At 74.9% G+C, this 25,083-nt stretch carries 15 protein-coding genes, 1 pseudogene and 1 riboswitch; of the genes and pseudogenes, 14 read left to right on the plus strand and 2 right to left on the minus strand.

The features are described from left to right. Positions 1-54: 54 nt before the first annotated feature. The 3 genes from ACFY0X_RS06315 (at position 55) to mfd (ending at position 8,962) form a co-directional block, all read left to right on the plus strand. Positions 55-2,862, plus strand: a complete 2,808-nt coding sequence (locus tag ACFY0X_RS06315) for an SUKH-4 family immunity protein (protein ID WP_387749571.1) — start codon at positions 55-57, stop codon at positions 2,860-2,862. Positions 2,863-3,127: 265 nt separating this feature from the next. Further along, a complete protein-coding gene (locus tag ACFY0X_RS06320; protein WP_387749573.1) occupies positions 3,128-4,555 on the plus strand; it encodes a hypothetical protein in 1,428 nt (475 codons plus the stop codon). Between the two features lie 777 nt (positions 4,556-5,332). Further along, a complete protein-coding gene (gene mfd / locus ACFY0X_RS06325) occupies positions 5,333-8,962 on the plus strand; it encodes a transcription-repair coupling factor (protein WP_387749575.1) in 3,630 nt (1,209 codons plus the stop codon). A gap of 132 nt (positions 8,963-9,094) precedes the next feature. On the opposite strand, the gene ACFY0X_RS06330 is transcribed toward mfd, so the two are convergent. Beyond that, positions 9,095-9,769 (minus strand): DUF4352 domain-containing protein, encoded by a 675-nt coding sequence (locus ACFY0X_RS06330; protein WP_387749578.1) that lies wholly within the window; start codon positions 9,767-9,769, stop codon positions 9,095-9,097. Between the two features lie 214 nt (positions 9,770-9,983). Between ACFY0X_RS06330 and ACFY0X_RS06335 the strand changes: the two genes are divergently transcribed. The 4 genes from ACFY0X_RS06335 to ACFY0X_RS06350 all read left to right on the plus strand — a co-directional run bounded on the left by ACFY0X_RS06335 (position 9,984) and on the right by ACFY0X_RS06350 (position 15,982). Beyond that, positions 9,984-12,185 (plus strand): N-6 DNA methylase, encoded by a 2,202-nt coding sequence (locus ACFY0X_RS06335; protein WP_387749580.1) that lies wholly within the window; start codon positions 9,984-9,986, stop codon positions 12,183-12,185. Positions 12,186-12,342: 157 nt separating this feature from the next. Continuing rightward, positions 12,343-13,101: a hypothetical protein gene (locus ACFY0X_RS06340; protein ID WP_387749583.1), complete on the plus strand. Its 759-nt coding sequence runs from the start codon at positions 12,343-12,345 to the stop codon at positions 13,099-13,101. Continuing rightward, positions 13,098-14,726, plus strand: coding sequence for a protein kinase (locus ACFY0X_RS06345; RefSeq protein ID WP_387749586.1), 1,629 nt, complete (start codon positions 13,098-13,100; stop codon positions 14,724-14,726). The genes ACFY0X_RS06340 and ACFY0X_RS06345 overlap by 4 nt, the downstream gene beginning before the upstream one ends. Before the next feature lie 200 nt (positions 14,727-14,926). Beyond that, positions 14,927-15,982, plus strand: coding sequence for a MazG family protein (locus tag ACFY0X_RS06350; RefSeq protein WP_387749588.1), 1,056 nt, complete (start codon positions 14,927-14,929; stop codon positions 15,980-15,982). Between the two features lie 4 nt (positions 15,983-15,986). On the opposite strand, the gene ACFY0X_RS06355 is transcribed toward ACFY0X_RS06350, so the two are convergent. Continuing rightward, positions 15,987-16,409, minus strand: coding sequence for an SDR family NAD(P)-dependent oxidoreductase (locus ACFY0X_RS06355; RefSeq protein WP_387749591.1), 423 nt, complete (start codon positions 16,407-16,409; stop codon positions 15,987-15,989). A gap of 300 nt (positions 16,410-16,709) precedes the next feature. Here ACFY0X_RS06355 and ACFY0X_RS06360 point away from each other — a divergent pair, with 300 nt between their 5' ends. The 7 genes and pseudogenes from ACFY0X_RS06360 (at position 16,710) to ACFY0X_RS06390 (ending at position 24,925) form a co-directional block, all read left to right on the plus strand. Beyond that, positions 16,710-18,062, plus strand: a complete 1,353-nt coding sequence (locus ACFY0X_RS06360; protein WP_387749593.1) for a cytochrome P450 — start codon at positions 16,710-16,712, stop codon at positions 18,060-18,062. Between the two features lie 219 nt (positions 18,063-18,281). After that, a riboswitch (cyclic di-AMP (ydaO/yuaA leader) is annotated at positions 18,282-18,448 on the plus strand. Positions 18,449-18,453: 5 nt separating this feature from the next. Continuing rightward, entirely contained in the window at positions 18,454-19,353 is a 900-nt protein-coding gene (locus ACFY0X_RS06365) for a transglycosylase family protein (RefSeq protein ID WP_387749596.1), read from the plus strand. A 297-nt stretch (positions 19,354-19,650) separates the two neighbouring features. Next, on the plus strand, positions 19,651-20,937 hold the full coding sequence (gene eno / locus ACFY0X_RS06370; protein ID WP_387749599.1) for a phosphopyruvate hydratase: 1,287 nt from the start codon (positions 19,651-19,653) through the stop codon (positions 20,935-20,937). Between the two features lie 119 nt (positions 20,938-21,056). Next, positions 21,057-21,548: a septum formation initiator family protein gene (locus ACFY0X_RS06375; protein ID WP_387749602.1), complete on the plus strand. Its 492-nt coding sequence runs from the start codon at positions 21,057-21,059 to the stop codon at positions 21,546-21,548. Further along, positions 21,520-22,059 (plus strand): annotated as a pseudogene (locus ACFY0X_RS06380) (DUF501 domain-containing protein); the annotation flags it as partial. The gene ACFY0X_RS06375 and the pseudogene ACFY0X_RS06380, both read left to right, overlap by 29 nt. Before the next feature lie 128 nt (positions 22,060-22,187). After that, entirely contained in the window at positions 22,188-23,129 is a 942-nt protein-coding gene (locus ACFY0X_RS06385; RefSeq protein ID WP_387749605.1) for an exopolyphosphatase, read from the plus strand. Positions 23,130-23,557: 428 nt separating this feature from the next. Beyond that, complete coding sequence (locus ACFY0X_RS06390) at positions 23,558-24,925, plus strand: NAD(P)/FAD-dependent oxidoreductase (protein WP_387749608.1); 1,368 nt, start codon at positions 23,558-23,560, stop codon at positions 24,923-24,925. Positions 24,926-25,083 lie beyond the last annotated feature (158 nt).

The raw sequence follows: 25,083 nt of genomic DNA on the forward strand, positions 1-25,083 counted from the left end.
GGTGGTGTCGGTGGAACGGGGGACGAAGAGGATGCGGACAGGGGTGAACCGGGCGTGGTGACGTACGCGCAGGCGCAGGAGCTCGCCGAGGAGTGGATCAACGGCGGGGTGCCGCGCTCGCAGCAGCGCGAGGTGCGGGTCCGGGAGTTCGACCTGGGCTTCGTCTGCTGGGCGGTGGCGCCCGCGGACGACGGCTCCGGCGGTACGGGCGGGAGCGGCGGCTCGGGGGAGGCGCGGCTGGTGATCGCCCGGGACTCGGGCGCCAGCACGCTCTGGCCCGCGCTGCCCGTCAACGAGGTGGTCCGGCAGTACGAGGAGGTCTACGGGCGGCCGGTGGCGGCCAACCCGGCCGGGGCGGCGAAGCCCGCGCCCGGGCCGGTGGAGGCGACCTCCTTCCTGCTCAGCCCGCCGCAGTGGCTCCAGGAGGCGGGGGCCGCGGCGATCGCGGCGGAGGCGGAGCGGCTCGGGACGGCTCCGGCCGGCCCGCCGGGGGAGGCCGCGGATGCTCCGGCCGCCGCCGCTGCTATCGCGCCGGTCGAGGAGCCGCCTGCTCCGGCGCCGGCTCCGGCTCCGGTCCCCGCTCCGGCGCCGCGGCCCGCCCCTGCCGTGCTGACCGAGCCGCCGGTCTCCGACCGGCCCGCCGGGTCCGCGCCGACCATGCTCGCGCCGCCCCCGCACGACGAGCCGGTGCCGCCGCCCGCGCCCGTCGCACCTGTCGCTCCCGCGCCCGTCCCGCCCGCCGCTCCCGTGGCGCCCGCCGGGCCGGGTCAGCCGTCGGCCGGGGACGAGGCCGCGACCGTCCTGATGCCCGAGGGGCTGCGGATCACCGGCTCGGACCGGCCCGAGCCCGCCGCGCCGACCGGTGCGGAGGCCGCGACCATGCTGATGCCGCCGGCGAGCGGCGGCTACGGCATGCCCCCGGTCCCCCCGCCCGCCGCCGAACCGCCCGCCGCCCCGCCGGCCCCGGTGCCCGCCCCGGCCGCCGAGCCGGCGCCCACCCTGCTCGCTCCGCCGGACGCCGTGCCCGGGCTGATGGGCCTGCCGGGTGCCCCGGCCGGGCCGCCCGCCGGCGGTGCGCCGGTGGAGCAGGCGCCGACGATGCTGGCCCCGCCCGGCGGTGTGCCCGGCCCCGGTGGTCCGCCCGGTGCCCCGGCCGCGCCGCCCGCCGCCGGCCCGCAGGTCGAGCACGCGCCGACGATGCTGGCCCCGCCCGGCGGTCTGCCCGGCCTGGCCGGTCTGCCCGGTGCCCCGGGCCCCGGCACTCCAGCTCCCGGCACTCCGGCTCCCGGCACCCCTGTCCCCGGTGCCCCGGAGGGCACCGCGGCGCAGGGCGGACTCGGCCGGGGCGCGGCTTCGGCCCCGCCGCCGCCCCCGCCGGCCGCGCTGCGTGGTGGCCTCGCCGGTGCCCCCGGTGCGGGCGCCGCTCCCGCCGGGCTGGGGCGCAACGCGGCTTCGGTCCCGCCGCCGCCCCCGCCCGCCGGGCTGAAGCACACCCCGGGCTCCGGCACGCCCGCCGCCGCCCCCGGCGGCCGCGGCGCCGCGTCCACCCCGCCGCCTCCGCCCCCGGCGGGTCTGCGCGGCGGGGAGGCCACGGCGGCCCCGCAGGGCGGACCGTCCGCCGGTCCGTCCGCCGCCGGTCCGTCCGCTTCCGGGACGGCCTACGAGGCGACCCAGCTGGCGGGCGCGATCGACCCGGCGCTGCTGAGCGGCCCGGTGGACCCGGGCACCCCGCCGTCCGGCGGCCCCGCCGTCCCGCCGCCGCCCGGCGGCCCGGCGGCCCCGGCCGCGCCCGCGGCCGGCTACGGCTACCCGAACGCGGGCGGTGCCGCCGGGGTCGTCCCGCCGGCGGCGGCGCCCGGCTCGCCGCCGTCCGCGCAGGTGCCCCCGGGCGTGCCCGCGGTCGGCCCGGGGTACTTCGCCGCGCTCAGCTACCGGGGCCCGGACGGCTCGGAGCAGAAGCTGCTGCACCGCAGCGAGCCCGGCACCCCGCACCCGGAGTGGAAGATCCTCCAGGACCTGCGCCGGCTCAACGTGCCGCCGGAGCAGGTGCTGGAGCTCTACACCGAGCTGGAGTCGTGCGACCTGCCGGGCGGCTACTGCAACCGCATGATCGCCGCGTCCTGGCCGAACGTCCGCCTGACCCACACCGCCCCGTACGGCCGTGACCACGCCTCCCGGCAGGCCGGGATGGCCGAGCTGCTGGACCACCTGGACGAGCTGCACCAGCTGGCCTCCGGCGCCCAGCGGGTCCGCCCGTTCCGGGTGCCGCTGCCCGCGCCGGGGACGGTCCAGGCGCTGCCGCCGCTCCCGCCGCAGCAGCTGGCCCAGGAGGCGGGCGCCGCCTTCGGGCAGAACCTGTTCCGCTACGAGCAGCGCGCCGTCTCCCGCCAGGGGGTGCCCGAGCCGGTGTCCCAGTCCCTGATGTGGGCCGGGCTGCCGCGCGACTTCGGGCCGTTCTTCTGGGCGCAGGCGCAGGAGGGCCGTCCGATCCCGACGCTCGCCGAGCTGGCCGCCGAGCGCGGCCTCGGCGCGGGCCCGGACTTCGGCGGCTACCTGGTGCTGGGCAACGACTACGGCCGCCAGCTGTGCGTCCAGTACGGCACCGCGCACGTGGTGGCCGTGGACATCGATGGAACCGGCCAGCCGCCCCGGTTCGTCAACAGCGGTGTACCGGAGTTCGTCCGCTCGCTGGCCCTGCTGGGCCGGATGTGGCGGCTGCGGTACGGGCTGACGCCGGACCAGGCCGGTCGCTGGACGACCGACTTCCAGGCCCAGCTCGCCGCGATCGACCCGGCGGCCCTGCAGAACGCGGACACGTGGTGGGCCGTGCTGCTGGAGCAGTTCTGGGACGGCCTGCTGTAGCGGACCGTCGCTGATCCTCGCAGGTGGGAGGGGTCGTTCCGGTGTCCGGAACGACCCCTTCAGCATGCCGCCGCAGCTGTGCCTCGTTGGGGTTTCGCCCGGATCTGCGCAAAATAGGTCAAGAGGATGGGTCTATTCGTCCGGTCCTCGACACATTCCGGTCCGTACGGCGACGGAATCCGGCCCCGGGCTCCGAACCGGTTCCGGATCCGTCCGTTCCGTCCGATCATGGGCTCCGCAGCCCGCGAAACGAGGGGAAGAGCCCATGAGCGACGCCGTCCCCCAGTACGGCTTCACCCAGGCCCGCCGTGGCTACGCGCCCGAGCAGGTCGAACGAGCCCTCGCCGCTCTCACCGCGCAGCGGGACGAGGCGTGGGAGCGGCTGAGCGTCCTGGGTGCAGGCATCCGGCAGATGGAGGCCCGGCTGGCCGACATCCGCCGGACCGCCGAGGAGGCCCCGGACCCCGACTACCACGTGCTCAGCGAGCAGGCCGCCGGACTGGCCGCGATGGCCGAGAACGAGGCGCGCGCCGTCCGGGAGAAGGCCGAGCGCTTCGCCGAGGACCTCCGGGACGAGGTCTACGAGGCCGGGCAGGCGGCCGCCAGTGCCGCCAAGGAGTACGCCGCCACGACCCGGGCCGACGCGGACGCGGCCGCCCGCCGCACCGAGGAGCGGACCCGGGCCGAGGCCGAGAGCATCCGGTCCGACGCCGACCGGGAGAGCCGCGCCGTCCGGGACGCCGCCACCGCCTACGCCGCCAAGGTGCGGGTGGCCGCCGCCGAGGCCGGCGAGCAGGCCGAGGCCGAGCTGGCCGCCCGGCGCCGCAAGGCCGACGAGACCTTCGCCGCCGCCCAGGCCAAGGCCGACGCCGAGGACGCGGAGGTGTCGGCGACCGCCGAGCGCCGGGTCAAGGAGGCGGAGCAGCAGCGGGAGACCGTGCTGAACCGGATCAAGCAGCTGGAGACGGACGCCCAGGCCAAGGCCGACCAGTTGATCGAGCGGGCCCGCCGGGAGGCCGAGGAGATCAACGCGGCGAGCGAGCGCGAGCAGCGCGAGTACGACGCCCGGCTGGACACGGTGCAGCAGCACCTGGACCACATCAAGGCCACACTGGCCTCGCTCACCGGGGCGGCGGTCGGCCAGATCGAGCCCGAGGCGGTGGCCGCGGCGGCCCGGGCCTCCAGGGACTCCGCCGAGGCGGCCGTGCCGGCGCCGCCGGCTCCGCGGGACGCGGTCGCGGACGCCGCCGTCGCCGATGCCGTCGTCGACGCCGGGCCGGTGGACGACGCCGCGCCGGTGGACTCGGAGGCGGACACCGGGGAGATCCCGGTGGCGAACCTGCGCAAGGCCCTGGCCTCCGAGGCCCCGGCCGCGGGCAAGGCGCCCGCCCAGGAGCAGTCCGCGACCGTGCTGCGGACCCCGGTGGTCGGCAGCAGCGCCACCAAGGCCATCGGCGGGCGGGTGGCGACCGGCCCGGTGCCGCCGAAGCCGGCCGCGCCGCCGGCCGGGGAGACGGTGGACGGGAGGGTGGGCGACGGCCCGGCGGCCGGAGCCGCCGACGGGAAGACCGCCGCCGGGGACGGCGCCGGGAAGCCCTCGGAGGACGAGACCCGGATCGTACCGAAGATCATCATCGTGGACGACGGCAGCGACTACGCGACCCCGCACACGGTGAGCTACCGCCGCCGCTGACCGGCCGCCGGCCAAGCGTCGCGAAGGCCCCGACTGCCCCCCGCCTTGGGTGGTCGGGGCCTTCGCCGTGCCGGGAGCCGGGCGGACCGGTGGCCGGGCGGCGGGGCGGCGGGGCGGTGGCCGGGCGGCGGGATTGGACCGGGAGAAGGGGTGGCGGCTACGGGATGGGCGGCCGGCCGGCGGGTGGGCCCCGGAACGAAAGAGGCCGAGACCCGTGGCGCCCTCCAGGAAAGGGCGCCACGGTTCCCGGCGCTTGGGCGGGCGCCCCCACCCAGGGCCGCCCGGCCTCGCACCTCCGACCCCCATCGGTGGTGCGACAATGCCCCCACAGCCATCCCCCACGGTTGGGTGCGGCGGGCACGTTCACCATGGTGCGCGATCTCCATGGACGGGCAGTGACAGGAGTATGTCCAGTTCGTGGCGGATAGCCGAGCCCGGTCCGGTGCGGCTCCCGGTTGGTTCGTCCACCGGGCGGTCCGGTGTTCCGTCCTGTCGTTCGTCCCCGGACGTGCTCCTGACAAGACTGTGCGGGGAGGACGTCGGGACGGCCGGCGGTTCGGCTCCCGACCCGGCCCGGAGCCGGCCCCGACCAGGCCGCCGTCGGCCCCGGTCCGGCCCCGGTCCGGCCCCGCCGAAGGCGTGCACCGCGTGTGTGTCGGTGCCTCGGCGTAGGCTGGAGACCCCCGGCCGCTCGGCGTGCCGGGCCGTTCGCGTTGCCCCGGCGGGCCTTCGCCGCCCGGGGGCAGCACCAGCCACGGGACGAAGAAGAGACCCCAGATGAGTCTGACCGGACTGCTCGATGTCGTCGCGCGGGACGCGGCGCTCGCCGAGGCGATCGAGGCGGCCACCGCCCCCGGAGCCGCGGCCGGCGGACGCCGCCACCTGGACCTGGTGGGCCCGCCCGCCGCCCGGCCGTTCGCCGTCGCCGCACTGGCCCGCGCGCTCGCCGGGCAGGCCGCCGGGGACCACGGCCGCCCGGTGCTCGCCGTCACCGCGACCGGCCGCGAGGCCGAGGACCTCGCGGCGTCGCTGCGCTCGCTGCTGCCCGCCGACGCCGTCGCCGAGTTCCCGGCCTGGGAGACCCTGCCGCACGAGCGGCTGTCGCCCCGCTCGGACACCGTCGGACGCCGGCTGGCCGTGCTGCGCCGGATCGTGCACCCGCGGGCGGACGACCCGGCGGCCGGGCCGGTCCAGGTGATCGTCGCCCCGGTCCGCTCGGTGCTCCAGCCGCAGGTCAAGGGGCTGGCCGAGCTGGAGCCGGTGGCCGTGCGGCGCGGCGAGTCGTACGACCTGGAGGAGGTGGCCCGCCGGCTCTCCGCCGCCGCCTACGCGCGCGTCGAACTGGTCGAGAAGCGCGGCGAGTTCGCCGTACGCGGCGGCATCCTGGACGTCTTCCCGCCGACCGAGGAGCACCCGCTGCGGGTGGAGTTCTGGGGCGACGAGGTCGAGGAGATCCGGTACTTCAAGGTCGCCGACCAGCGCTCGCTGGAGATCGCCGAGCACGGCCTGTGGGCGCCGCCCTGCCGGGAGCTGCTGCTCACCGACGAGGTGCGGGCCCGGGCCGCCGAGCTGTCCGCCGAGCACCCCGGGCTGGCCGAGATCCTGGACAAGATCGCCGAGGGCATCGCGGTCGAGGGCATGGAGTCGCTGGCGCCGGTGCTGGTGGACGACATGGAGCTGCTGCTGGACGTGCTGCCGCTCGGCTCCGTCGCGGTGGTCTGCGACCCGGAGCGGGTCCGCACCCGGGCCGCCGACCTGGTGGCGACCAGCCAGGAGTTCCTGCACGCCTCCTGGGTCGCGGCCGCGTCCGGCGGGGACCGTCCGATCGACCTGGAGGCCATCGACGTCTCCGCGGCCTCGCTGCGCTCGCTCGCCGAGGTGCGCGAGCACGCCGACCGGATCGGGCTGGCCTGGTGGTCCGTCAGCCCGTTCGCGACCAGCGAGTCGACCGTCGACGGCATCCTGGAGTTCGACGCCAACACGCTGACCCTCGGCATGCACGCCGTCGAGGCCTACCGCGGCGACACCGCCCGGGCGATCGCCGACGCCAAGGAGCGGCTGGCCGCCGACTGGCGGGTCGTCATGGTGACCGAGGGCCACGGCCCGGCCTCCCGGCTCGCCGAGGTGCTGGGCAACGAGGGCATCCCGGCCCGGCTGGTCGCCGACCTCGCGGAGGCGCCCACCCGGGACGTCGTCCACGTCTCCTGCGGCTCCATCGAGCACGGCTTCGTCGACGAGAACCTCAAGCTCACGGTCATCACCGAGACCGACCTGTCCGGCCAGAGGTCCTCCACCAAGGACATGCGCCGGATGCCCTCGCGCCGCCGCAACGCGATCGACCCGCTGGCGCTGGTGGCCGGCGACTACGTCGTCCACGAGGCGCACGGCGTCGGCAAGTACGTCGAGATGGTGCAGCGCACCGTCCAGGGCGCCACCCGCGAGTACCTGGTGCTGGAGTACGCCCCGGCCAAGCGCGGCCACCCCGGCGACCGGCTGTTCGTGCCGACCGACCAGCTCGACCAGGTCACCAAGTACGTCGGCGGCGAGGCCCCGACGCTGCACCGGCTCGGCGGCGCGGACTGGGCGAAGACCAAGCAGCGGGCCAAGAAGGCGGTCAAGGAGATCGCCGCCGACCTGATCAGGCTGTACTCGGCCCGGATGGCCGCCCCCGGCCACACCTTCGGCCCGGACACCCCCTGGCAGCGGGAGCTGGAGGACGCCTTCCCGTACGCGGAGACGCCGGACCAGCTGACCACCATCGCCGAGGTCAAGTCGGACATGGAGAAGTCCGTCCCGATGGACCGGCTGATCTGCGGCGACGTCGGCTACGGCAAGACCGAGATCGCGGTGCGGGCCGCGTTCAAGGCCGTGCAGGACGGCAAGCAGGTGGCGGTGCTGGTGCCGACCACGCTGCTGGTGCAGCAGCACTTCTCGACCTTCGCCGAGCGGTACGCCAACTTCCCGGTGACGGTGAAGGCGCTGTCCCGCTTCCAGACCGACAGCGAGGCCAAGGCCGTCCTGGAGGGGCTGTTCGAGGGCTCGGTGGACGTCGTCATCGGCACCCACCGGCTGTTCTCCTCCGAGACCAGGTTCAAGGACCTCGGCCTGGTCATCGTCGACGAGGAGCAGCGCTTCGGCGTCGAGCACAAGGAGCAGCTGAAGAAGCTGCGCGCCAACGTGGACGTGCTCACCATGTCCGCGACCCCGATCCCGCGCACCCTGGAGATGGCGGTCACCGGCATCCGCGAGATGTCCACCATCACCACCCCGCCGGAGGAGCGGCACCCGGTGCTGACCTTCGTCGGGCCGTACGACGAGAAGCAGATCTCGGCCGCGATCCGGCGTGAACTCCTGCGCGAGGGCCAGGTGTTCTACATCCACAACCGGGTGGAGTCGATCGACAAGGCGGCCGCCCGGCTGAAGGACCTGGTGCCCGAGGCGCGGATCGCCACCGCGCACGGGCAGATGGGGGAGACCCAGCTGGAGAAGGTCGTCGTCGACTTCTGGGAGAAGGAGTTCGACGTCCTGGTGTCGACCACGATCGTGGAGTCCGGCATCGACATCTCCAACGCCAACACCCTGATCGTGGAGCGCGGCGACACCTTCGGCCTCTCCCAGCTGCACCAGCTGCGCGGCCGGGTCGGGCGCGGCCGGGAGCGCGGCTACGCGTACATGCTCTACCCGCCGGAGAAGCCGCTCACCGAGACCGCGCACGAGCGGCTGGCCACCATCGCCCAGCACACCGAGATGGGCGCCGGCATGTACGTCGCGATGAAGGACCTGGAGATCCGCGGCGCGGGCAACCTGCTCGGCGGCGAGCAGTCCGGGCACATCGCGGGCGTCGGGTTCGACCTCTACATGCGGATGGTCGGCGAGGCGGTGGCGGAGTTCCGCGAGTCGCTGGCCAACGGCGGGCAGCCGGAGGAGGAGCCGCTGGAGGTGAAGATCGAGCTGCCGGTCGACGCCCACGTGCCGCACGACTACGCGCCCGGCGAGCGGCTGCGGCTGCAGGCGTACCGCTCGATCGCGGCGGTCAACTCCGAGGAGGACATCACGCAGGTCCGGGACGAGCTGGTGGACCGCTACGGCAAGCTGCCCGAGCCGGTGGAGAACCTGCTGATGGTCGCGGCGCTGCGGCTGTACGCCCGGCGGTGCGGGATCTCGGACATCACCCTCCAAGGCTCCAACGTCCGCTTCGGGCCGGTGGAGCTGCGGGAGTCCCAGCAGCTGCGGCTGAACCGGCTCTACCCGCGCAGCCAGGTGAAGGCGGCGGCCCGGCAACTGCTGGTGCCGCGCCCGAGCACCGGGCGAATCGGCGGCAAGCCGCTGGTCGGGCGGGAACTGCTGGGCTGGTGCACCGAGTTCCTGTCGGCCATGTTCGACGACCTGGCGGGGGCGAAGAAGTAGCGCCCGTCCTCGGGGTGGTCCACGGCGGTCTCGGGTTCTGCCCCGGGGCCGCCGTTTCGTGTGAACGGGCGCCGACCGTCGTTGACGGGACGCGGCCCGCGGGCCGGACCGTGAACCGGGTGAACCGACGCGTCAGCCGAGCTTCCACTGACCGGTCTGCGGGGCGAAGCCGCTGTCGAGGCCGAACTGGGCCTTGTCGAGCTTGGCGTCCTTCGGGACCTCGAAGGTGACGAAGCCGAGGGCGCTCTCGCCGGGGGCGATGTTGGCGGGGACCTGGAAGCTCGGGCCGGCCTTGGTGTCCGCGATCGTGGTGCCGAAGGCCTGGCCCTGGGTGTCGACCACCTTGGCGCTGTTGCCCGGGACGTCGCTGTAGGCCTTCTTGCCGCTCGCCTTGATCCGGAACTGGACCGCGACGAAGCGGTTGCCCTCGGCCGGGTGGGTGAACTCGTCCCCGCCCTCGGCGTTGTCGACCACCTTCACCACCGTCACGTCGGCGGTGTCGGCCGGATCGTTGCCCTTCAGCGCGATGGTGTCGCCGACCTTGGCGGCGGCCTTGCCGGTGTCCGCGGGCTTGTTCTCGGCCGGCTTGCCGTCGGCGGGCTTGCTCTCGGCGGGCTTGGCGGCCTCGGAGCCGGTGGCGGCTGCCGTCCGCTTCGGCTCCGTCGAGACGGAGGGGCCGCTGGTGGAGCTGCACGCCGTCGCGCTCAGGGTGACCAGCGCGGCGCCCAGCAGCAGGGCGGTGCGGCGGGTGGCGCTGCGACGGACGGTGGTGCGGTGGACGGCGGTACGGCGGGCGTTCGCGGACATGGGTGTCTCCCGGCGGATCGGTGGTCTTCCCCTGCGTCGCCTCCGTTCGGCGGCGACGGGGAGATCACACCACCGGAACGTGAACCAAGTCAATGGGATTTCACAAAACAGCTCTGTTCACATGTGAACTCCGCTGACGAGGGGCGTCGCTATGCTGTGTGGTCACAGCCCCCGCCCCTGCTGTGCGGTCGCAGCCCCCACCGAAGGAGCCCCCGTGCCGGACCGTTCCGAAGTGACCGCCGCCGAGATCGCTCGGCTGGCCGGCGTCGGCCGGGCCGCGGTCAGCAACTGGCGCCGCCGCCACCCCGACTTCCCGCGCCCGGTCGGCGGCACCGACGCCAGCCCGGCCTTCGCGCTCCCGGAGGTCGAGTCCTGGCTGCGCGCCCAGGGCAAGATCGCCGAACTCCCGCTGCTGGAGCGGGTCTGGCAGCTCGTCGACACCCTCCGCGACCCGGCCGGCCACCCCGCCGCCCCGCTGGTCGAGGCGGGCGCCCTGCTCCTGCTGCTGCACCGCGAGCCCGGTCGGTGGACCGAACTCGCCGACCGGCCGGACACCCGGCTCGCCGTCACACTGCCCCGGGCCGTCACCGGCACCGCCGTGCACGCCTTCGGCCCGGACGGCGCCCGCACCCTCGGACTCCCGGGCCTGCTCGGCAGCACCCAGCTGGACCTCGCCCGGCTGCTCGCCGAACTCGCCGCCCGGAGCGGCCCGGTCGGCGCGTACGAGCAACTGCTCACCCGGTACGCCGAGGCCAACACCCGGCAGCTCAGCCCCACCCCGCCGGAGGCCGCCGAGCTGCTCGCCGCCGTCGCCGGCGTTCCCGCCACCGTGCTCGACCCGGCCGTCGGCCTCGGCGCCGTCCTGCTCGTCCACCCGCCGACCACCGGCCGCTACGGCCAGGACGCCGACCCGGTGACCGCCGCCCTCGCCCGGCTCCGGCTCGCCCTGCACACCCCCGCCGACGAACCCGGCCCGCTCCCGCTCGACCTGCGGGCCGGCGACGCCCTGCGCGCCGACGGCTTCCCCGGCGACACCTTCGAGGCCGTGCTCTGCCAGCCCCCGTACAACGAACGCGACTGGGGCCACGACGAGCTGCAGTTCGACACCCGCTGGCCCGGCGGGCTCGTCCCGCCGCGCGGCGAGTCCGAACTCGCCTGGGTGCTGCACTGCCTCGCGCACACCCGGCCCGGCGGCCTCGCCGCGCTGCTGCTCCCGCCGACCGTCGCCGCCCGCAGGGCAGGCCGCCGCATCCGGGCCGAACTGCTGCGCTCCGGCGCGCTGCGGGCCGTCATCGCGCTGCCGGCCGGCGCCGCCCCGCCGTACGGCGTCCCGCTGCACCTGTGGGTGCTGCGCGCGCCCCGGCCGGGGGACGACTTCCGCCAGGTGCTGCTGCTCGACGCGGGGGCGGCGCCCTCCGGTCCGGCCGGGGCCGCCGGGGCGCCGACCGCCGAGGGCGGACGGGACAAGGTCGACTGGACCGAGCTGCGGCGCACCGTCCTGGAGGCCTGGCGCGGCTTCGACCTCGCCGCGCGCGAGGGCCTGCCGGTCCCCGACGACCGCCCCGGCGTCCACCGGGCGATGGCCGCCATCGACCTGCTGGACGACGAGACCGACCTCTCCCCGGCCCGGCACGTGCCGCCCGCGGCCCCGCTCGGTGGCGCGGCCGAACTCGGCCACCTCGGCGGGCGGCTGGCCGAGCTGCTGGCCGGCCTGCCCGACCCGGCCACCCTGCTGCCGCGGCCGGCGGCCGCGCCCGACGGGGCGTCCGGCGGGGCGTCCGGCGGAGCCGGCGGCGGAGCGTCCGGGGCGTCCGGGGCGGCTCCGGTCGGGACGGTCACCATCGGCGAGCTGGTCCGCGGCGGCGCGCTGGAGGTGTTCTCCTCCGGCACCGGCGCCGCCACCCGCCCGATCGGGACGGGTCCGGGCGGCACCCCCGTCGTCACCGACCAGGACCTCGCCACCGGCGCCGCGCCCAGCGCCGTCCTGGCCGACTGCCCCGGCCCGGCCGGAGACGTCCGCACCCGCCCCGGCGACGTCCTGGTCCCCGCCCTCGGCGGCGGCACCGCCCGGGTCGTCCCCGCCGACGGCCCGCTGGTCGGCGTCGCACTCGGCCGCCAGCTCCACCTCCTGCGGCCCGACCGGGGCGCCCTCGACCCCGAGTTCCTGGCCGGCCAGTTCCGCTCCACCGCCGGCACCCGGCGCGCCGCCAGCCACGCCACCACCACCGCCCGCCTCGACATCCGCCGGGTCGAGCTCCCCCGCCTCCCGCTCCCCGCCCAGCAGCGCCTCGGCGCCGCCTTCGCCCGCCTCGCCGCCTTCGACACCGCCCTCGCCCAAGCCGCCGCCCTCGGCCGCAGCCTCACCCAGGCGGCGACCGATGCCCTGGCGACCGGCACCCTGGAGCCGCCGGCCTGAGGGCCGCCGTGGAGGTGACTCGGACTCAGTGCCGGTGTCCTCCGGTGTCGCTGCGGTCGGGCGGAAGGGCCTCCGGGGCGGGCGGGTCGGGCGGTACGGTGTGGCGGAACCGTTCGCACCGCCCTCGGTGACGGTCCTCACCAGCTCAGGAGTGCGCATGTCAGGGCAGTACCCCGGGCAGTTCGGGCCGCCGCCCGGCGGCACGCCGTACGGGCCGGGGCAGCCGCCGGGCACCGTGCCGGGGGTGCAGCCCGGGGCGGCGGCGATGGGCGTGCAGGCCGCGATTCCCGGGCGGTTCGGGGTGACCGCGCGGGTGCTGTGCACGGTGGCCCCGCTGCTCACCTTCGGCCTGCTCGGGGCCGTCCCCTCGCTGCTGCTGGCGGTCCGGCGCCGGCGGGCGTACGACATCGCCGGTGCGGTGGTGTTCTGCGCGCTGCTGCTCGCCATGATCGTCTCAGCCGGGGTCGCCGGCACTCTGAAGAACCCGACCGCCGACACCACCGGTTCGGTCACGCTGGCCGTGCTCTGGCTCCTGCCGCCCGCGCACTTCCTGCTGATGGACAGCCGCGCGGTCTGGCTGGCCGGGCCGCCGGCGCCGTCGGCCGCGCCACGGGCCGTCCCGCCGTACGCGGCGCCGAACGTGCCGTCGTACGCGGCGCCGAACGTGCCGTCGTACACGGCGCCGAACGTGCCGTCGTACACGGCGCCGAACGTGCCGTCGTACACGGCGCCGAACGTGCCGCCGTACGCGGCGACCGTGCCCGGCTACGGGGCGCCCGCCCCCACGGCGCCGACCGCGCCCGTAGCCCCCATCCCCGCGACGCCGCCCCCAGCGCCCCCGGCCCACGAGACCGACCACGACCTGCGCGAACTGGGCGAGTTGCTGCGCCGCCAGGCCCGCGAGGACCGCCCGTGACCGCCGCCCGGCTGATCGCGGGCCGTTACCGGCTCACCGAGAAGATCGGCCACGGCGGCATGGGCCAGGTCTGGGCCGGGCAGGACGAACGGCTGCACCGCCCGGTCGCGGTCAAGCTGCTCCGCCCCGAGCACCTGCTCCCCGGAGGGAGCGGCTCCGGCGGCGAACGGGCCCGCCACAGCGACGAGTTGCGTCGACGCTTCCTGCGCGAGTGCCGGGTCACGGCCGCGCTCGACCACCCCGGGCTGGTCACCGTCTTCGACGCGGGCGAGGACGAGGGCGAGCTCTACCTCGTCATGCAGCGCGTCCCCGGGGTCAGCCTGGCCGATCTCATCGCCGAGGACGCGCCCTTCCCGATCGAGCGCGCGGCGGCCGTCGCCGCGCAGCTGTGCACCGCGCTGGCCGCCGTCCACGCCATCCCGGTCGTCCACCGCGACCTCAAGCCGAGCAACGTCATGGTCCGCGAGGACGGCCGCACCGTCCTGCTCGACCTCGGCATCGCCACCGCCCTGGACACCGAGACCACCCGGCTCACCCTCACCGGCGTGCCGGTCGGCAGCCCCTCCTACATGGCGCCCGAACAGGCCCTCGCCGCCACCACCGACCCGCGCAGCGACCTCTACGCGCTCGGCTGCCTGCTGCACGAGATGCTCGCCGGCGAGGAACCGTTCCGGGCCCCCACCGCGCTCGGTGTCCTACGCCGCCACGTCGACGAGCCGCCCGTCCCGCTGCGGGAGTTGCGCCCCGAGGTGCCGCAGCCGCTGGAACGGCTGGTGCTCGACCTGCTCGCCAAGCAGCCCGCCGACCGCCCCGCCGACGCCCGGGCCGTGTACGCGCGGCTGCTCCCGCTGCTGCCCGCGGCCGAGGCGGCCCCGCAGCCCCGCTACACCCCGTTGCCGGACCCGGCCCGCCCCTTCCGCTACCCGCACCAGCCGCAGCCGCCGGTCGCGGCGGCCGTACCGGCGCCGCCGGTCCGCTCCGAGCCGCGGCCCTTCCTGATGCCGCCCGCCCCGCCGACACCCCCGCCCGTCCCGGCCGGCCCGGACCTCGGCGCCGAGTGCGCCCGGCTCTCCGACCTGGTCGACGCGGGCCGGCACGCCGAGGTGCTCGGCCTCGCCGCCCGGCTGCTGCCCCGGGCCGAGGCCGAACTCGGCGACGCCGCGCCCCTGGTGCGCACCATCCGCACCATCTACGCCCGCACTCTGTTGCACGAGGGCCACCCTCAGCAGGCCCTCCCCGAGTACCGCCGCCTCGCGGCGACCGCCGACGGCGGCCCGCACGGCCCCCAGGGCCTGGACCACCGCTACCGCGCCGCCCTCTGCCTCGACCGGCTCGGGCACGGCGCCGAGGCCCTCGCCGAGTACCAGGCGCTCCTCTCCGCCCACACCGCCCGCCTGGAGTCCGGCCTCGACACCGACCCCGAGCGCGGCTACGACCTGCGCGAACGCATCGGCCTCCAGCTCGCCGCCACCGGCGACGCCCACAACGCCTGGCAGTGGCTGCTCCCGCTGCTCCTCGACCGCGAACGCCGCGACGGCCCCCACCACCCCGCCGTCCGCCGCCTCCGCCAGTCCCTCGCCACCCTCACCCCCGCCACCACGCCGTGGCCCCCGGCCCCGCGCTGACCCCCACAGCGGACACCGTCCGCCGCCGCCGCACCTCCCCCCCTCCGCACCTCCCCACCTCCCCACCTCCCCACCGGCCCACCGGCCCACCGCCCCACCTCCCCACCTCCCCACCTCCCCACCGGCCCACCTCCGCACCGCCGCACCGCCGCACCTCCGCACCTCCGCACCTCCGGAGGGCGGCAGAGTAGGTTCGGGGTGTGACGACGAATGCTGTGCCGACGAACGCCCCGGGCGCGAAGCTCATCCTGCTGACCACCACCCACCGGGTGGCTCCCGGCCTGCTGGCGTGGCCGGCGTGGGAGGCGTTGCGGTCGGCGGGGCGGGTGCTGGTGGGGGACGAGGGGCATCCGCAGGTGGCGGCGGTGCGGCAGGCCGGGGTGGCGGTGGAGGTCGTGCCGCCCGGGCCGGCGCCCGCGCTGGCGCGGCTGCTGACCGGGCAGCCGGCCGGGGCCGGGCCGACGGTGTGGCTGGGGAGCCCGGACGGGGACCCGGGGCTGACGGACGCGCTGGCGCGGCTCGCGGTGGAGCACGCCGGGGAGGTGCCGGAGATCGAGGTGCTGCCCGGCTCGTACGACCTGCCGGGGTCGCGGCTGCTGGACCTGGTGACGGTGATGGACCGGCTGCGCTCCCCGGGCGGCTGCCCCTGGGACGCCGAGCAGACGCACGAGAGCCTGGTGAAGTACCTGGTCGAGGAGGCGTACGAACTGGTCGAGGCGATCGAGGAGGGGGACCGCGGGACGCTGCGCGAGGAGCTGGGCGACGTCCTGCTGCAGGTGTTCTTCCACTCCCGGATCGCCGAGGAGCACCCGACCGAGCCGTTCACCGTCGACGACGTGGCCGGGGACATCGTCGAGAAGCTGATGTACCGGCACCCGCACGTGTTCGGGGACGCCGAGGCCGGCGGCGCCGCCGAGGTGGAGGCGAACTGGGAGCAGCTGAAGGCGGCCGAGAAGGCGGACCGCGAGTCGGTGCTGGACGGCGTGCCGGCCGGGCTGCCCGCGCTGGCGTACGCGGCGAAGCTGGTGTCCCGGGTGCGCCGGGCGGGCTTCACCGGGGTGCCGGACGAGCCGTACGAGCTGCCCGCCGAGCTGACCGCCGACTCGGCGGGCCGGCTGCTGCTCGCGGTGGCGCAGCGGGCGCACGACGCCGGGGTGGACGTGGACGCGGCGCTGCGGTCGGCCGCGCGCGGTTACCGGGACGCGGTGCGCGCGGCCGAGGGCCTCGGGCCGGCCGGGGAGCCGGACGGGGAGTAGCGGTTCAGGCCGCCGTGGCGGCGGGCTCGGGCCGCCGCTGCGGCGGAACGAGCTCGCCGATGGCCTCGCCGACGAGGACGACCAGTTCGGCGAGCCGCTCCAGGTCGAGGTGGGCGGGCAGTTCGGCCAGCGAGATGATCCGCTCGCCGCCCGGGCCGGCCACGGCGAACAGGTCGATCGGTCCGAGGTGCTTCTCGGCGGTGTCCACGAGGGCGGCGACGTCGCTGGGGCGGCGGATGTCGCCGCAGACGCCGACGACGGGGCAGCCCGGCCGGTCGAGTTCGGCGGCGAGGTCCTCGGCGATGCCGACGTGCTGGTCGGCGATCAGCATGCCGACGGTGCCGGCCGCGGCGAACCGGCGGGCGAGGCCCGCGCCCGACCCGCCGTCGAGGACCGCGACGACGACGACTGACCCGCTGACCCGCATGGCCTGCTCCTCCCTGTGGGCGACACCGCACCGCGCCCACGCGTACTGCGGAGGATCGTAGGCACGTCCCGATCCCCCGCAACAGGGATTACCCCTCAGGTGACCAGGCTCACGCCCGCCCCGCGGCCAAGAGTCGGCCAAGAGCTGTCCACGGACCGGCCACGGACCGGCCACGGACCGGCCACGGACCGGCCGGGAACCGGCAACGCGGCGGCAACCGACCGGCCACCGGCCGTCGGGCGCGCCGGAGGCGGTCCGTCGGAGGGAGGGCGGTCCCGTCGCACCGGATACGGTCGATCCATGCCAGCTCAGCCCCACCCCGCCCGGCCCGCCGCCGCGCCGTCCGACGCCCCCGCCCCGCAGCTGTTCACCTGGGAGTTCGCCGCCGACCCGTACCCCGCCTACGCCTGGCTGCGCGAGCACGCCCCGGTGCACCGCACCACGCTGCCGAGCGGCGTCGAGGCCTGGCTGGTGACCCGGTACGCGGACGCCCGGCAGGCGCTCGCGGACAGCCGGCTGTCGAAGAACCCGGCGCACCACAGCGAGCAGGCGCACCGCACCGGCCGGGTGGGCATCCCCGGGGAGCGGCAGGCGGACCTGATGACCCACCTGCTGAACATCGACCCGCCGGACCACACCCGGCTGCGCCGGCTGGTGTCGAAGGCGTTCACCCCGCGCCGGGTGGCCGAGTTCGAGCCGCGGGTGCAGCAGCTCACCGATCGGCTGATCGACGGCTTCGCGCAGCGCGGTTCGGCGGACCTGATCCACGAGTTCGCCTTCCCGCTCCCCATCTACGCGATCTGCGACATGCTCGGGGTGCCGTCCGAGGACCAGGACGACTTCCGCGACTGGGCCGGCATGATGCTGCGACACACGAAGCCGGGCCAGGGCGGCAGCCAGCGCGGCGGCGTGGGGCGGGCGGTGAAGCGGATGCGGGCGTACCTGCTGGAGCTGATCCACCGCAAGCGGGCGGACCTCGGGGACGACCTGATCTCCGGTCTGATCCGGGCCAGTGACCACGGCGAGCACCTGACCGAGAACGAGGCCGCGGCGATGGCCTTCATCCTCCTCTTCGCGGGCTTCGAGACCACCGTGAACCTGATCGGCAACGGCACGTACGCGCTGCTGCGCAACCCGGAGCAGCGCCGGCTGCTGCAGGAGTCGGTGGCGCGCGGGGAGAGCGCGCTGCTGGAGACCGGGATCGAGGAACTCCTGCGCTACGACGGGCCGGTGGAGCTGGCGACCTGGCGGTTCGCGACCCGCCCGCTGACCATCGGCGGGGTGGACATCCCGGTCGGTGACCCGGTGCTGGTGGTGCTGGCGGCGGCGGACCGCGACCCGGCCCGGTTCGCGGCCGAGAACACCCTGGACCTGGCCCGGACGGACAACCCCCACCTGGGCTTCGGGCACGGCATCCACTACTGCATCGGCGCCCCGCTCGCCCGGCTGGAGGGACGTGCCGCGCTGGCCACGCTGCTCTCCCGGCTGCCGGACCTGCGGCTCGCGCAAAGCCCGGATGACCTGCGCTGGCGCGGCGGTCTGATCATGCGTGGGCTGCGCGAACTGCCGGTGGAATTCAGCCCGGAGAGCCGCTCCCCGCACACCCCTCCGCACACCCCTCCGCAGGCCCCGTCCGGGCCCGCGACAGGCTGAGACCGCGCTGATAGAGGTCGCCGACCGCCCGCCGACGGGGTGTGAACACCCATCAATCCGGACATAACGCCGCCGTTGGTAGGCGATCGGATACGGGCCGTAATTGTCGTGTGATATCTGCGATATGAGCTTGTGATCGGTCTGATGATCTGTCTACTCTCCCTGGAGTTCGCAGCTGCGGACCTCGTGCGCGGAACGCCGAATCCTGCCCGCCGCGCCACGGGAAACCGACCAGACCCTGGGCAGGGGCGGGGGAACCAGGTTTGTTGCCGTCTCCCACGGCTTGGGGTGAAGCCGCCTGAGCGGAATCGTTTCCGCGTACGGCGGCCGGGCCACCTCCCGGTCCGAACCCGACAGCTCACCTCGCAGGCGTGCGGAGAGGGACCTCTTCATGCTGTTCGTTGGAACTGGCCGCCACCGTCGTCGCACCCAGACCGAGAAGGCCATCGCCGTCGCCGGTGTGGCCGGCGTCGGACTCGCGATGCCGCTCCTCACCGCCACCGGCGCCTCCGCCGCCCCGGCCTCCACGTGGGACTCCGTCGCCCAGTGCGAGAGCGGCGGCAACTGGAGCATCAACACCGGCAACGGCTTCTACGGCGGCCTCCAGTTCACCTCCAGCACCTGGAAGGCGTACGGCGGCACCGCCTACGCGGCGCAGGCCAACCAGGCCAGCAAGGCCCAGCAGATCTCGGTCGCCGAGAAGGTCCTGGCCTCGCAGGGCCCGGGCGCCTGGCCGGTCTGCTCCCAGAAGGCCGGTCTGACCAAGGGCGGCGCCCCGGCCGTGGTCGACACCTCCTCGGACGCCAAGCCGCAGTCCGCCGCCAAGCAGCAGGCCCCGAAGCCCGCCGCCAAGCCGGCCGAGAAGCCGGTCGCGCAGCAGCCCGTCGCCCAGAAGCCGGTGCAGAGGCCCGCCGCGCAGCCGGTCCAGCAGGCCGCCCCGCAGCAGCAGGCGCAGGCTCCGGGCTTCTCCGGTCATGCCGGCTGGGACGCCGACGCCAAGGTGTACTGGTACCAGAACAACGGCGCCTGGTACTGGACCAGCCACCAGAGCGTCTACCAGCAGTACGCCGGCCAGGCCGCCGCCCAGCCGCAGTACGCCCCGCAGGCCGCGCAGTCGGCCCCGCAGGCCACCGGCCACGACTACACCGTGCGCGCCGGTGACACCCTGTCGACCATCGCCGCCGCCCAGGGCGTGTCCGGCGGCTGGCACGCGCTGTACGACCAGAACCACGCCACCGTCGGCGGCGACCCGAACCTGATCATGCCCGGCCAGGTGCTGCACCTCGGCTGAGCCGTCGGGCCCGGTGCCGACGCCCGTCGGCGCCCGACGCCGACACCGTTCCACCCCGCCGTCCGAAGGGGACCGGTCCTACCGGTCCCCTTCGTCCGCATTCGCCCGCTCCGGTGGGACAAGCTGGGGCAAGCAGGTGAACTACCGGTGCGTAGCGGGGCCACACGTTGAGACGGGACCGAGGCGGACGTGGCCCCGGGAGCCCGGGCGGTTAGGCTCTGGTCGTAACGACTCCGCAATCGTCCTGCTGACAGCACCACCGTCAGACCGGACCCTGCTTCCGCAAGGAGATGCCTCGTGCCGTCCATCGATGTCGTCGTAGCCCGTGAGATCCTCGACTCCCGCGGCAACCCCACGGTCGAGGTCGAGGTCGGCCTCGACGACGGCAGCACGGGTCGTGCCGCTGTCCCGTCGGGTGCCTCCACCGGTGCCTTCGAGGCCCTGGAGCTGCGCGACGGCGACAAGAACCGCTACTTCGGCAAGGGCGTCGAGAAGGCCGTCCTGGCCGTCATCGAGCAGATCGGCCCGGAGCTGGTCGGCTACGACGCCACCGAGCAGCGCCTGATCGACCAGGCCATGCTGGACCTGGACGCCACCCCGGACAAGTCCTCGCTCGGCGCCAACGCCATCCTGGGCGTCTCGCTGGCCGTCGCGCACGCCGCCTCCGAGGCCAGCGACCTGCCGCTGTTCCGCTACCTGGGCGGCCCGAACGCGCACGTCCTGCCGGTCCCGATGATGAACATCCTCAACGGCGGCTCGCACGCGGACTCCAACGTCGACATCCAGGAGTTCATGATCGCCCCGATCGGCGCGGAGTCCTTCTCCGAGGCCGTCCGCTGGGGCGTCGAGGTCTACCACACGCTCAAGGGCGTGCTGAAGGAGCGCGGCCTGTCCACCGGCCTGGGCGACGAGGGCGGCTTCGCCCCGAACCTGGACTCCAACCGCGAGGCCCTGGACCTCATCGTCGAGGCCATCCAGAAGGCCGGCTACGTGCCCGGCCGTGACGTCGCGCTGGCCCTGGACGTCGCCTCCTCCGAGTTCTACGAGGACGGCGCCTACCAGTTCGAGGGCAAGGAGCTCACCTCCGCCGAGCTCATCGAGTACTACGCCGAGCTGGTCGCCGCGTACCCGCTGGTCTCCATCGAGGACCCGCTGGACGAGTCGGACTGGGACGGCTGGAAGGCCATGACCGACAAGCTGGGCGACAAGGTCCAGCTGGTCGGCGACGACCTGTTCGTCACCAACCCGGCCCGCCTGGCCCGCGGCATCGAGACCGGCACCGCCAACGCGCTGCTGGTGAAGGTGAACCAGATCGGCTCGCTGACCGAGACCCTGGACGCCGTCGAGCTGGCCCAGCGCAACGGCTACCGCTGCATGATGTCGCACCGCTCCGGCGAGACCGAGGACGTCACCATCGCCGACCTGGCCGTCGCCACCAACTGCGGCCAGATCAAGACCGGTGCCCCGGCCCGCTCCGAGCGCGTCGCCAAGTACAACCAGCTGCTGCGCATCGAGGAGATCCTCGACGACGCCGCCGAGTACGCCGGCCGCGGCGCCTTCCCGCGCTTCAAGCACGAGGGCTGACGCGCACGGCCCGCACGAGGGCCGGGCGCTCCCGGTAGCGCACGCCTGACCGGTGCCCCGCCGTTCACCCCGTAGGGTGGACGGCGGGGCACCGTCGCGACCAGGAGGGGATACGGGAGATGGCTGGCTGGAGGATCCCGGGCTTTTCCGCCCGGCCCCGGTTCACGAGCCGGGCGACCGTCCTCGTCCTGGTGCTCTGCTCACTGGTGGCGATCCTCGCCTACCCGACGCGGCAGTTCATCTCGCAGCGCGCCGAGATCTCCGCCCAGCGGGCGAAGGCCGACCACGCGCGCCAGCAGGTCGAGCAGCTGCGCCGGGAGAAGGCCCGCTGGCAGGACCCGGAGTACGTCAAGGCGCAGGCCCGCGCCCGGCTGCACTACGCGGTGCCGGAGGAGACCCCGTACATCGCGGTGGACCCGGCCGGCCAGGGCGCCCGATCCTCCGTGCCCGCCGCGCCCGCCTCCTCCGGCGGTACGGCGCAGGCCGCCAAGCCCTGGTACGCCAGCATCTGGGACTCGGTGGACGCCGCCGACACCGCCGCGGCGGCCCCCGCCACCCCCCTTCCCCTCCCACCGTCCCCCGTTGGAGACACCTCCCCCCATGACCACTGAGAACCACCCCACCGTCTCCGACGCCGACGTCGCGGCCATCGCCGCCCAGCTCGGCCGGGTGCCGCGCGGCCTGCGCGGCGTGGCGCACCGCTGCCCCTGCGGCAACCCGGACGTCGTGGAGACGGCGCCCCGGCTGCCGGACGGCACGCCGTTCCCCACGCTCTACTACCTGACCTGCCCCAAGGCCGCCTCGCTGATCGGCACCCTGGAGGCGGAGGGCGTGATGAAGGACCAGAGCGCCCGGCTCGCCGAGGACCCGGAGCTGGCCGCCGCCTACCAGAGGGCGCACGAGGACTACATCGCCCGGCGCGACGCGATCGAGGTGCTGGAGGGCTTCCCGAGCGCCGGCGGCATGCCGGACCGGGTGAAGTGCCTGCACGTGCTGGTCGGCCACTCGCTGGCGGCCGGCGAGGGCGTCAACCCGCTCGGCGACGAGGCGATCGGCATGCTGGAGGACTGGTGGGCCAAGGGCCCGTGCGTCTCCCCGGCCGAGGTCGAGGCCGCCGGTGAGCGGGTCGCCCGCAACCGCGCCAAGGAGCAGGACCACGAGGCCGTGATCGCGGCCAAGGAGCAGAAGACCGCCGAGCGCGCCGCGAGGAAGCGGGCCGCCGAGGAGGCCGCGGCGGAGCAGGAGTCCGAGTGAGCACGACCCGCGTGGCCGCGATCGACTGCGGCACCAACTCGATCCGCCTGCTGGTCGCCGACCTCGACCCCGAGACCGGCGCGATCACCGACCTGGACCGCCGGATGATCGTCAACCGGCTGGGCCAGGGCGTGGACCGGACCGGTCGGCTGCACCCGGACGCGCTGGCCCGCACCTTCGCGGCCTGCCGGGAGTACCAGGAGATCATCTCCGGTTTCGGCGTGGGCCCCGAGCGGGTCCGCTTCGTCGCCACCAGCGCCTCGCGGGACGCCGAGAACAGCGACGAGTACGTCAAGGGCGTGCGCGACATCCTGGGCGTCGAGCCCGAGGTGGTGAGCGGCGAGGAGGAGGCGCACCTCTCCTTCGTGGGCGCCACCAAGGAGCTGACCGGCGGTCAGTTCCCCGGCCCGTACCTGGTGTTCGACCTGGGCGGCGGCTCCACCGAGTTCGTGCTCGGGACGGACGACGTGCAGGCGGCGCGCTCGGTGGACATCGGCTGCGTGCGGCTCACCGAGCGGTACTTCGGCGACGCCGAGCTGCCCTCCGAGGAGCAGGTCGCGGCCGCCCGGGCGCACGTCCGCGCCGAGCTGGACCGGGCCGAGGAGGTGGTCCCGCTGACCGGCGCGGCCACCCTGGTGGGCCTGGCCGGGACGGTCACCACGGTGTCCGCGATCGCCCAGGACCTGCCCGGCTACGACTCCGAGGCGATCCACCACTCGCGGATCGGCCGGGACCGGGTCGCCGAGATCACCCGGTGGCTGCTGGCCGCCACCCACGCCGAGCGGGCGGCGATCCCGTCGATGCACCCGGGCCGGGTGGACGTGATCGCGGCCGGGGCGCTGGAGCTGCTGGAGATCATGGAGCGCACCGGCGCCGCCGAGGTGGTCGTCAGCGAGCACGACATCCTCGACGGCATCGCCTGGGGTATTGCCCGCTGACCCAGTGCGGGACTTACCCGAACCGGCCCCGGCACCCCTTTCGGGGGGTCGGGGCCGGAGCGCGCCCGGCCCGGCCGGAAAAGTTCGTGAATTTCTTCACATGGCGATCCGGCCATTCGCGGCACCGGCTCGCCCGCTACGTCCGAAATGTGGGACCGAAGGCCCGTCGGCGGAATGGCCCATGGGATCGCAGGCCAGGCCTCGGTTGAGGTTTGAAAATCGAAATCACGCGCGGGAACCCCGGCCCTGTGCGGATCGTTGCTGCTCAGGCCGGTGGTGCTCCGGCGCGCGTCCGCGCGGGGCCGTCCAGGGGTGGAGGCCGCCGTGCCGGGCCCGTTTTTGCGGCCGCGCAGTGTAGCACGGGGGGTCCGTCAACTTGTGACCGGCCTCACGAAGGCTGCTCCGGACGGTGCTGGATACTTTCGGATATGAGCACCACGGAGCGTCCTCGCATCCTCATTGTCGGCGGTGGTTACGTCGGCCTGTATGCCGCGATGCGCATCCTCAAGAAGATGCGTTACGGCGAAGCGACCGTCACGGTCGTGGACCCGCGGTCGTACATGACGTACCTGCCCTTCCTCCCCGAGGCGGCCGGCGGCAACGTCGCGCCCCGCAACCTCGTCGCGCCGCTGCGCAGCGCCCTCAAGCAGGCGGAGGTGCTGACCGGGTCCGTCACCGGCATCGACCACGCCCGCAAGGTCGCCACCATCCAGCCGGCGGCCGGCGACAGCTACGAGCTGCCCTTCGAGTACCTGGTCGTCGCGACCGGCTCGGTCTCCCGCACCTTCCCGATCCCGGGTCTGGCGGAGAACGGCATCGGCATGAAGACGGTCGAGGAGGCCATCGGCCTCCGCAACCACGTCATGGCCCAGCTCGACAAGGCCGAGTCCACCACGGACCCGGAGGTCCGCCGCAAGGCGCTGACCTTCGTCGTGATCGGTGGCGGCTTCGCCGGCATCGAGACGGTCGCCGAGATCGAGGACATGGCCCGCGACGCGGCCAAGCTGTACAAGACCGTCAGCCGTGACGACATGCGCTTCGTCGTGGTCGAGGCGGCCAACCGCATCCTCCCCGAGATGGGCCCGGACCTCGGTCTGTGGACCAAGGAGAAGCTCGAGGAGCGCAACATCGAGGTCTACATCGAGACCTCCATGGACTCCTGCGTCGACGGCCACGTCATGCTGAAGAACGGCATGGAGATGGACGCCTCCACCATCGTGTGGACGGCCGGCGTGAAGCCGAACCCGGTGCTGTCCGAGTTCGGCCTGCCGCTGGGCCCGCGCGGCCACGTCGACACCGCGCCGACCCTCCAGGTCCAGGGCTTCGACTACGTCTGGGCCGCCGGCGACAACGCCCAGGTGCCGGACCTCGCCGCGGGCGAGGGCGCCTGGTGCCCGCCGAACGCGCAGCACGCCTGCCGCCAGGCCGTCGTCCTCGGCGACAACGTGATCTCCGGCATGCGCGGCTTCCCGCAGAAGGAGTACAAGCACAAGAACCTGGGTGCGGTCGCCGGTCTCGGCCTGCACAAGGGCGTGGCGATCCTCTTCGGCAAGTACAAGCTGAAGGGCCGTCCGGCCTGGTGGTTCCACCGCCTGTACCACGGCGCGATGGTGCCGACCTTCAACCGCAAGGTCCGCGTCTTCACCGACTGGACGCTCGCGATGTTCCTCAAGCGCGAGATGGTCGGCCTCTCCCAGATGGAGCGGCCGCAGCTGCCGATCCAGGAGGTCACTCCGCCCACCAAGCCCGTCGAGGCCGCCAAGCCGGCCGCCGACAAGGAACTCGCGAGCAAGTAGGCGACTGAGACCCCGGTGTGGGAGCACCGGGGTATGAGTCGGAGGCCCTCCGCCCGGCAGCGTTGCCGGACCACGACCTCCGTGGTGCTCAGCCGGCCGTGCGACCGGGCGGAGTACAGAAGTAGAAGGTCCCCTGCCGAAACCCTCCGGCAGGGGAC

The sequence above is a fragment of the Kitasatospora sp. NPDC001547 genome (genome assembly GCF_042894165.1).
In the GTDB taxonomy this organism is placed as follows: Bacteria; Actinomycetota; Actinomycetes; order Streptomycetales; family Streptomycetaceae; genus Kitasatospora.

What these genes read in the sequence shown, in the direction of transcription:
- ACFY0X_RS06320 (WP_387749573.1), top strand. Translation starts at nt 3,128, where the DNA reads ATGAGCGACGCCGTCCCCCAGTACGGCTTCACCCAGGCCCGCCGTGGC.
- mfd (WP_387749575.1), top strand. Translation starts at nt 5,333, where the DNA reads ATGAGTCTGACCGGACTGCTCGATGTCGTCGCGCGGGACGCGGCGCTC.
- ACFY0X_RS06330 (WP_387749578.1), bottom strand. Translation starts at nt 9,769, where the DNA reads ATGTCCGCGAACGCCCGCCGTACCGCCGTCCACCGCACCACCGTCCGT.
- ACFY0X_RS06340 (WP_387749583.1), top strand. Translation starts at nt 12,343, where the DNA reads ATGTCAGGGCAGTACCCCGGGCAGTTCGGGCCGCCGCCCGGCGGCACG.
- ACFY0X_RS06355 (WP_387749591.1), bottom strand. Translation starts at nt 16,409, where the DNA reads ATGCGGGTCAGCGGGTCAGTCGTCGTCGTCGCGGTCCTCGACGGCGGG.
- ACFY0X_RS06360 (WP_387749593.1), top strand. Translation starts at nt 16,710, where the DNA reads ATGCCAGCTCAGCCCCACCCCGCCCGGCCCGCCGCCGCGCCGTCCGAC.
- ACFY0X_RS06365 (WP_387749596.1), top strand. Translation starts at nt 18,454, where the DNA reads ATGCTGTTCGTTGGAACTGGCCGCCACCGTCGTCGCACCCAGACCGAG.
- ACFY0X_RS06375 (WP_387749602.1), top strand. Translation starts at nt 21,057, where the DNA reads ATGGCTGGCTGGAGGATCCCGGGCTTTTCCGCCCGGCCCCGGTTCACG.
- ACFY0X_RS06390 (WP_387749608.1), top strand. Translation starts at nt 23,558, where the DNA reads ATGAGCACCACGGAGCGTCCTCGCATCCTCATTGTCGGCGGTGGTTAC.